General features: G+C 74.6%; 3 protein-coding genes. 2 read left to right on the top strand and 1 reads right to left on the bottom strand.

Annotation, left to right across the window (positions count from 1 at the left end):
• Positions 1-107: 107 nt before the first annotated feature.
• Positions 108-1,619 (bottom strand): diguanylate cyclase domain-containing protein, encoded by a 1,512-nt coding sequence (locus ACFV4N_RS42715; RefSeq protein WP_499678407.1) that lies wholly within the window; start codon positions 1,617-1,619, stop codon positions 108-110.
• Positions 1,620-1,678: 59 nt separating this feature from the next.
• On the opposite strand from ACFV4N_RS42715, the gene ACFV4N_RS42710 reads away from it, so the two are divergent.
• Positions 1,679-2,197: a MarR family winged helix-turn-helix transcriptional regulator gene (locus tag ACFV4N_RS42710; RefSeq protein ID WP_499678406.1), complete on the top strand. Its 519-nt coding sequence runs from the start codon at positions 1,679-1,681 to the stop codon at positions 2,195-2,197.
• 75 nt (positions 2,198-2,272) lie between these two features.
• The gene (locus ACFV4N_RS42705; protein ID WP_499678405.1) at positions 2,273-2,461 is read left to right on the top strand and encodes a hypothetical protein; all 189 of its coding nucleotides are present in this window, start codon (positions 2,273-2,275) and stop codon (positions 2,459-2,461) included.
• Positions 2,462-2,533 lie beyond the last annotated feature (72 nt).

Genomic DNA, 2,533 nt, shown 5'->3' with positions numbered 1-2,533 from the left:
TGGGGTTGGGCCCATCGGGGGGGGGGGGGGGGGGCCCGGGGGGGGGGGTGGGGGCGGGGGGGCCCCCCCGCCGGCCCACCACCAACGCCGCCACGGCCGGACCCGCGTCACTCGTGGATGACCAGCCCGCGCCCGCCGTCGCGCTTGGCCTCGTACATGGCCTTGTCCGCGCGCTTGAGCACGGACGCCGCGGTGGTCTCCGGGTCGCGGTCCGCGCAGACCACCACCCCCACCGACGCGCTGATCTCGTCACCGAGGCTGTCCAGCACCCGGAAGGCGACCTGCTCCGGCTCGCCGACCCCCTCGACCAGCACGCCGAACTCGTCGCCGCCCAGCCGGGCCACCACGTCGGTGTCGCGGACGCACCCGCGCAGCCGCTGGGCCACCCGCTCCAGCAGCGCGTCGCCGTGCGCGTGGCCCGACACGTCGTTGACCGCCTTGAAGTCGTCCAGGTCCACGAACAGCAGCCCGAACGGCGCGCCGTCGCGGTGGTGGCGGGCCAGCGCCTCGTCCAGCCTGCTCTCGAACAGCGCCCGGTTGGCGAGGCCGGTCAGCGGGTCGTGGTGCGCCTGGTGCGCCAGGGTGCTCTCGGACTCCCGCAGCATCAGGACCAGCTTCTCGTTGTCCAGGATGGTCACGAGCTGCCGCAGGATCACCGCGACCGACACGGTGAACCCGCACCCGATCTCCACCCCGTCCAGCGGGCCCACCTCGCCGATGGCGGTGCGCCGCAGCACCAGCACGACGCAGACCAGCAGCGGCACGTACGGCATGAGCAGGTAGCCCCACTGCCACGACCTGCGGCTGCGCGCCGGGCCGCCGACCGGCTGCGGTGTCGGCGCCAGGGCCGCCAGGGCGATCAGCGCGGGCCCGAGCACGAACCCCGCGTTGGCCAGCGGTGGCACCTCCGGCGCCTGGACGCTGACCAGGTAGGCGAACGCCAGGTCGGACGCCGCCAGGCCCGCCAGCCCCAGGCCGAGCAGCCGGAGCTGCGGTCGCAGCACCACCGCCCGGTCGGCGCTGAGCACCACCACGACGACCAGCAGCACCAGGTCCGTGACCGGGTAGGCGACGGCCACGAGGAACGCCGCCGTGCTCGGGTTGCCCACCGCCACGAGGCCGCCCAGCGCCGTGGTCCAGGTGAGCGCGAACAGCGAGCCGACCACGATCACGCCGTCCAGCAGCAGCACCAGGCGCGCGCTGGCCGAGCGGCGGTCCAGCAGCGCGTCCGGGTTGTCCGACCGCCGGTGGTTGCCGATGACCAGCAGCGCGGCGAACGCGAACGGCACGATGCTCAGGAAGCCCGCGTCGGCGGGCGACGGCGAGGGCACGGCGCGCTCCTCGACGAGCTGGTACCAGGCCCACAGCGCCATGCCGACCGTCCAGCCGAACGCGCCGCAGCCCATCGCGACGCGCCACCGGCGGTCCGGGCCGCTCCGCCGGCGCGACGTCCACCAGCAGCAACAGGTGGCGAGCAGGCCCGCGGCGAGCTGGGAGAGGTTGTCGAGCACCATCGCGGCGTGGTCCTGGACGAGGTCGAAACCGGCGGCCGCGGCCGCGGCCGCGGCGAGCGCCAGCACCACCGCGGCGGTGATGGCGAACCGGCTCGTCCCGATCACCCGGGTAAGTGTGCCCGATTCCGGCCCCATCGGCGGGGTCGCCCTGCGAGGATCGGCGAGTGGCAGAGCAAGAGGTCCCCGCCGCGGCCGACGTGGTGGTCGAGCAGGACTACGAGCGCTTCGCGCGGCGCCGGATCGCCGAGATGGGCGGGGACGCCTCGGCGTTCAGCCTGTCGTACAACGTGCTGCACCTGGCGTACATGATGATCACCGACTACGAGGCGCTCGTGCACCGCGAGCAGGGCTGGACCATGCCGGGGTTCCGGCTGATGTTCAAGCTGTGGCTCCTCGGGCCCACGCAGCCCGCGCGGCTGGCCGAGCTGTCCGGCACCACCAGGTCGGCGATGTCGAACCTGATCAACACGCTGGAGCGGGCCGGGCTGGTCGAGCGCGCCAGGGACGGCCAGGACCGGCGCGTGGTGTTCGTGGCGCTGACCGAGGAGGGCCGCGCGGCCGTGGCGCGCGTCTTCCCCGTGCAGAACGCGCGCGAGGCGCGGTGGTTCGACGTGCTGGACGAGGACGAGTGCGCGCACGTGGTGCGGCTGATCCGGCGGGTGGTCGCGGCGCGGCCGCAGTAGCGCGGTGTTCCGCACGGGGTAACCGGTGCCGCGTGGTACCCGTCGGGATCACTCGACCAAGGGGAGGTCGTACAGGTGGAGACCGACACCGTCACGCCGCGCCGGGGCCGGCGACGCAGGCTGGTGGTCCTGCTGCTCCTCGTCGCCGCCACCGCCCTCGCGCTCGCTTTTCACGATCGGGCGCGCTGGGGCCCGGTCGTCGTCGGCTGCCTCTGGGGCGGTTTCGCGGCGGCGGTGCTGGGGGACCTGGTGCGCCGGCGATGACCACGGCCGCACCCGCCCCGGGCAACCCGCGTGGCCGGACCACGCTGTCCGACCGCACGGGGAGAAGAGGCC

Source organism: Actinosynnema sp. NPDC059797 (assembly GCF_042732085.1).
GTDB lineage: Bacteria > Actinomycetota > Actinomycetes > Mycobacteriales > Pseudonocardiaceae > Actinosynnema.
This window is presented reverse-complemented; position numbering and strand designations above follow the sequence as displayed.